This window comes from Vibrio sp. Vb0937 (assembly GCF_033338855.1).
This window is the reverse complement of sequence record NZ_JAWOTK010000055.1, coordinates 1-4,975: the sequence shown is the minus strand read 5'-3', so window position 1 is coordinate 4,975 and position 4,975 is coordinate 1. Positions and strand designations below refer to the sequence as shown.

Annotated in this window: 7 protein-coding genes; 4 read left to right on the top strand and 3 right to left on the bottom strand. The window is 40.0% G+C overall.

Annotated elements, in window-relative coordinates; all coding sequences use genetic code 11:
• Positions 1–19: 19 nt before the first annotated feature.
• The 3 genes from R7P67_RS22895 to R7P67_RS22885 all read right to left on the bottom strand — a co-directional run bounded on the left by R7P67_RS22895 (position 20) and on the right by R7P67_RS22885 (position 1,994).
• Complete coding sequence (locus R7P67_RS22895; protein WP_253657772.1) at positions 20–397, bottom strand: TIR domain-containing protein; 378 nt, start codon at positions 395–397, stop codon at positions 20–22.
• Positions 398–416: 19 nt separating this feature from the next.
• Positions 417–1,274, bottom strand: coding sequence for a TIR domain-containing protein (locus R7P67_RS22890; RefSeq protein WP_053807542.1), 858 nt, complete (start codon positions 1,272–1,274; stop codon positions 417–419).
• A 213-nt stretch (positions 1,275–1,487) separates the two neighbouring features.
• Positions 1,488–1,994: a hypothetical protein gene (locus tag R7P67_RS22885; RefSeq protein ID WP_318086096.1), complete on the bottom strand. Its 507-nt coding sequence runs from the start codon at positions 1,992–1,994 to the stop codon at positions 1,488–1,490.
• Between the two features lie 131 nt (positions 1,995–2,125).
• Here R7P67_RS22885 and R7P67_RS22880 point away from each other — a divergent pair, with 131 nt between their 5' ends.
• The 4 genes from R7P67_RS22880 (at position 2,126) to R7P67_RS22865 (ending at position 4,931) form a co-directional block, all read left to right on the top strand.
• Entirely contained in the window at positions 2,126–2,488 is a 363-nt protein-coding gene (locus R7P67_RS22880) for a hypothetical protein (protein ID WP_318086095.1), read from the top strand.
• Between the two features lie 10 nt (positions 2,489–2,498).
• The gene (locus tag R7P67_RS22875) at positions 2,499–3,689 is read left to right on the top strand and encodes a site-specific integrase (protein ID WP_318086094.1); all 1,191 of its coding nucleotides are present in this window, start codon (positions 2,499–2,501) and stop codon (positions 3,687–3,689) included.
• A 133-nt stretch (positions 3,690–3,822) separates the two neighbouring features.
• Entirely contained in the window at positions 3,823–4,734 is a 912-nt protein-coding gene (locus R7P67_RS22870) for a hypothetical protein (protein WP_065788353.1), read from the top strand.
• Positions 4,731–4,931 (top strand): hypothetical protein, encoded by a 201-nt coding sequence (locus R7P67_RS22865; protein ID WP_318086093.1) that lies wholly within the window; start codon positions 4,731–4,733, stop codon positions 4,929–4,931. Before R7P67_RS22870 ends, R7P67_RS22865 begins: the two co-directional genes overlap by 4 nt.
• The last annotated feature ends 44 nt before the right edge of the window (positions 4,932–4,975 follow it).

The window sequence follows — 4,975 nt, the reverse complement described above, 5'->3', positions numbered from 1 at the left end:
GGGTATGGAGGAACGGTTATTACAATGCATCTACAAATGTTTTAATACCAGACCACGTCCAAGATATTTTTCTTACACCATTTAACTCTAAAGGTGCATCATTCGTAGTTGCATCTCCGATATATACCCCAATCAAGGGGATATTTTCTTCTTTAGCGCATTTAATTTCCCAAAGAGCGCCGTCAGCATTTTTCAGATGTTTAGTAATCAGAACTACTACCCCATCACAACCTTTAATTCTCGCTCGACATTGAGTTTTCCAAGAACTGCTCCATGGCTGTTTCACTGACATATCTACTAATTCGTAAGGAACCCTTTCGGCTTTAGCTTGGCCGACAAAAAGATCCCTCATGCGTTCATCTTCGATAGCAAAGCTAGTAAAAATTCTTTTTGGCATAGGACTTGTCTCACTTCTATTATTTGCATATTAATTGTTCAATATAGGAGACTGTGACTTTCCAATCTACTTTAGAAATCACATATATAACTTCTAATGCAATAACGACGGATACAAACACTCTAAATCGACTAACAACAGTCGCTTCTGTTTCGGTATTAGAGGTATAACCAACTTGCTTTTGTAAAATGTTCCATTCATTTTCAAACATATTTGTTCTGAGTTGCTTCTCGATCTGGTCTATGACCGCAAACTTCCCTGTGTTCAACTTGCCATATGAACGCACAAGCTTTTCCCAAAGAAATGTGACCATGAAGGCCATAGAAGCCAGCATTAACATGCCTAAAGCGCCTATAACTGAAAATTCGAGAGCTTTACCTACAACAAGAGAGAGAGAAAGAATAGAAGATGTTACGGTAAAAAATAAGTTGTTAACCCTCATTCTTTGATCGGTTACTTTTTCTGTAGAACCAACCATGATTTTGTATTGTTCTAGAAGAAGTTGACGATCTTCTTCGTAAGTTTTTTCTAAGTATTTCCAACAGTTACTGGTCTCTCTAAATACTGGGAAGCCTTGACAAAAGAGAACGGAATCTTCGCTGGCATTATGGAGTTTTATACCAATAATCTGTTTATTTAGGCTCTTAGCTTTGGCGTATTCCCACTTCATCGGATCACTTTTAAAAGTATCTTTCCCGATTAGAAAAATGACAAAATCAACTTCCTTAAAGTGTTTTTCAACTTTATCTTTCCAATTGTCAGAATGTTCAGTTTCTCGAATGATCGCTATAGAGTCCTCTGAAGCCGTCAGTAGAGAGTCCAAAACACTGGTAGCACTCTCTGCATCATCAGTTCTACTGCAAACAAATATCTTCAAGGCTAATTCTCCTAGTACTGAACGTTCATATGTTGATAGGCAGCCTAACCATGATAACAGATTTTATCTAGGCGATTAGCCCAGTAATAAACACTATAAGTACATGGTAACCGATTCATAGAACTAACAAATTCAACTACGATAGCACGACTTAGTTCTGCCGATAATAAGACGGGACTAATTTGGGAGTGGCAACTCCTTATAACCGGGAGTTTAAGTTAATCCATACTGCTCTTTAAGCCTTGTGCGCACGTATTTACGTAGTACTGCCGCAATGCTAGACAACGTCGTAGTTTCTAGAACATTTGTCTTACCCTCATATTGGTAACGCCAATCGGAAAAAACTGTACTATTTCTTTTTAAATCAGAAACAAAATCTCCCCCTCTAATTCGGTGCACCTCATATGCTTCTACGATACCCTTTTGCGTATCTGCATGTAAGCACTCAAACAATGCTAACAAGTTATGTCCGGCACCCGGTCCCTTGGGCTTTAGCAAGGTTTCGTCAGTAAGCTTATAAGACATGCTGACTATGTGTGTCATCTTCTTGGTGGCACTTAAACTCTTTATAAATAACTCAATAGAAAATGCGTAACACGTGGCAACAGGAGCTGTATGAGGTATACCACTACCACAAAGAGTCTGCGCAGCGAGGTAATACTCATTGCCATGATTATAAATTGTCTCGCTAACATACTCGTCTATAAATATTTCTTTCATGTCTTTCACGAATTTTTGAGGATAAAGGAAAGTCGTGTACCAGAATTAAAGTACACGAAAAAAGCTTACCGAACTAGGTTGTAAATTAAACACATATTAACACTATGATACTGATAATCATGGAGTTAATTATGATTAAGCTAACTAATCTTCAACAAATTTCAACCTTACCAATCACCATAACCTTACAAGAACAAATCAAATCCATACTCACTGAACCATTTCACGATGATGCGGAAACCCAACAAACATGGGATGAACTGCAATGTGAACTCTGGTTCCTCACATCAAAATCCGAACTCTCTGCCGTCGTCGTCGACGATATCGAATTACTGAAACATGTACTGACCTATACCGAATTCGAAGACGAACTGGACTACGGAGCAGTGCTGACCCTGAGCATTGTCGAGGACTCTGGTAAGGGTATCTACATACTGCTACCTAAGACGCTACTCACCGAATTACGCCAATACTTCTCCATCGAGAATGACTAAGGAGGCAGTGATGCAATCCCGAAAATTCAAATTCAATAAGCGCCAACTAGACTCACTACCACCGACGCCGCCGTCGAGCAAAAGTAAGGAAACGGAATACACTGACGAGTTGTGTAGCGGGCTTAAGCTGATAATTAACCGCCAAGGGAGGAAGCGTTTCTTGTTCAGATATACCCTCCACGGAACTAAGAAATCTATCCAGCTAGGTGAGTATCCAGCGCTAGACATCAACACTGCTCGTCAGATTGCCAATGACCATAAACGGGAAATTGCTCTAGGTAATGACCCTAAGGCCATTCGAGACGAAAAGCGCAACGTCCTTACGTTCCAGGAGTTCTCTGAGCTGCATTACTTACCGTATGCAATGATGAATAAGCTCACCGCCAAAAGTGATGCAGGTAGTCTCAAGCTCCATTTCTATCCGAAATGGGGTAAGAAACCTCTCACTGATATCGGTCAGCAGGACATTCAGAAATTGTTGGATGGCTTACTAGAAGGTAGGAAACCTGCAACGGTGAACCGTCTACGCTCCTTAATTCTTCGTATGTTCAGACTCGCAATGGAATGGGGCTATGTCGATTCTAATCCCGGTCAGTACATCAGGAAACTTAAGGAAAACAACGTAAGACAGAGATTCCTGTCACGTTCAGAAGTGTCAGCCTTCATCAAGGCATGTAACGAAGAACCGAATTGCACCCAAGCCAATGCATTGAAATTTGCGCTACTAACAGGGATGCGCATAGGTGAAATTATCAGCTCAAAATGGGAATGTCTTACCGTCGACGACGACGGAAATTGGAGCTTATTTCTACCTCATACTAAGTCGGGGCTGTCTAGAACAGTCCTGCTCAACCATCTAGCTAAGGAAGTCATAAATGATCAACGACGATTTCAACAACCGAAGAACCCCTATATCTTTGCCGGAGATGCACCCGGTAGACCTATCGCTCATCCGAAGAAGGCATTTGCTCGGATTAAAGCCGCCGCTAGTATAACCGATAATTTTCGTATTCATGACCTCAGGCATAGCTTTGCCTCGATCCTGATCAACAGCGGAAATGCGACGCTCTATGATGTTCAGCATTTGTTGGGCCACCAGTCTCCCCAAACCTCGACTCGTTATGCCCACCTTGCTTCTAGTAGGTTGCGAGAGGTAAGTGCTAATGTTGCAGAGTTGGTAGAAGACATGTCGGTAAAATAATTCATATGCGAATAGGAAGGTAAACCTATTCGCATTGTATATGTAACAAATTGAATCAAAGCCAAAGATGTTATTTAATAGTCTATCAACTGTATATGGCCAACAATAAATAATGCGCTCGGAGTGCTCAATTTTGTTTCGAAAAATTTTTTACCATGTTTTTGTTAGTAACAGAGTAATCGACCTGATTAGTTCAACTTTCTTAAGTGTTATAGTCCCACCTCTGGTTGCTCTTTACTACGGTACTCTTGATATATGGGGAGATGACTGGTTCTGGGTTGCAAATTATAAGAGCATACATGAGGTATTGTTCAGCATACTGGCCGGATTTACTTTTATTATATTGTTTTTAAAGGGGATTTCAGAGTCTTTTAAGGGAAGCGTAGCAAAGAAGTATGAAACACTCCTAGAGTCTCTACTATTGCTATTCAATGGTCTCGTTAAGAAAAAAAGAGACCGCTTTTATCAAAAGGCTAAGACACTGAAACCCAAGGAAGATGCATTCAAAAAGATCACTCAGCCTCGTGATCAATTAGAGCATTTACTAGATGGAACTCGCAGGTTTTTAGTGGATGGCTTTGGAGTAGATCAGAAAAACATTGGTGTGACAATTATTCAGGGAAACCCCGAAGCAAATACTTGGTGGTATGAGTTCAAATGTGATGCCCAAAAGCAACATACGAGGGCAAAAGAGTTGATGGAAAAAGACTCTACGGCAAAGTATTGTTTTGAAAATGGCGATAGCCTTTTCATCCCTGATATACGCAAAGGAAGCAAAGAAGGTGTGTTTTTTGCTTCAAATCGTTCAGGAAAGACTGGAATAGGTACAATTTTTTGCAAGCCAGTTCGCATTGCGGTAAATGATATTGAATATGTTTACATTTTTACCATCGCAGTTTATGGACAATTTTTATGCACACCGTATGATATTAATGAGTGTCGAGCATGTGAAAAAGTACTTGATGAAGTAGCAGATCGCATAGAGCTTGAACTATATTTACATTCTATGAAGCTATACCGAGACTCGGGAGGTAAGGCAGCATGAGACAAATTTTGATGAGTAAGCGAGATGAATTTGATTACCACAATGACAAAGATCGATCTCGTAGCGCAGCTGTAAAAATGCTTGCTCGGGTGTTACGTAGGAAAAATAGAGCAATGGGTTTAGAGAATGATACAGAAAAAGTCGAAATTGTTTATGTATCTCAAAGTGGTAAGAAAAAAAAGTTATCAAGTCAATAATAAATAATACTTGATTGGAAACTTTAGCTATCCATCTTCACACA

What these genes read in the sequence shown, in the direction of transcription:
- R7P67_RS22875 (WP_318086094.1), top strand. Translation starts at nt 2,499, where the DNA reads ATGCAATCCCGAAAATTCAAATTCAATAAGCGCCAACTAGACTCACTA.
- R7P67_RS22880 (WP_318086095.1), top strand. Translation starts at nt 2,126, where the DNA reads ATGATTAAGCTAACTAATCTTCAACAAATTTCAACCTTACCAATCACC.
- R7P67_RS22895 (WP_253657772.1), bottom strand. Translation starts at nt 397, where the DNA reads ATGCCAAAAAGAATTTTTACTAGCTTTGCTATCGAAGATGAACGCATG.
- R7P67_RS22885 (WP_318086096.1), bottom strand. Translation starts at nt 1,994, where the DNA reads ATGAAAGAAATATTTATAGACGAGTATGTTAGCGAGACAATTTATAAT.
- R7P67_RS22865 (WP_318086093.1), top strand. Translation starts at nt 4,731, where the DNA reads ATGAGACAAATTTTGATGAGTAAGCGAGATGAATTTGATTACCACAAT.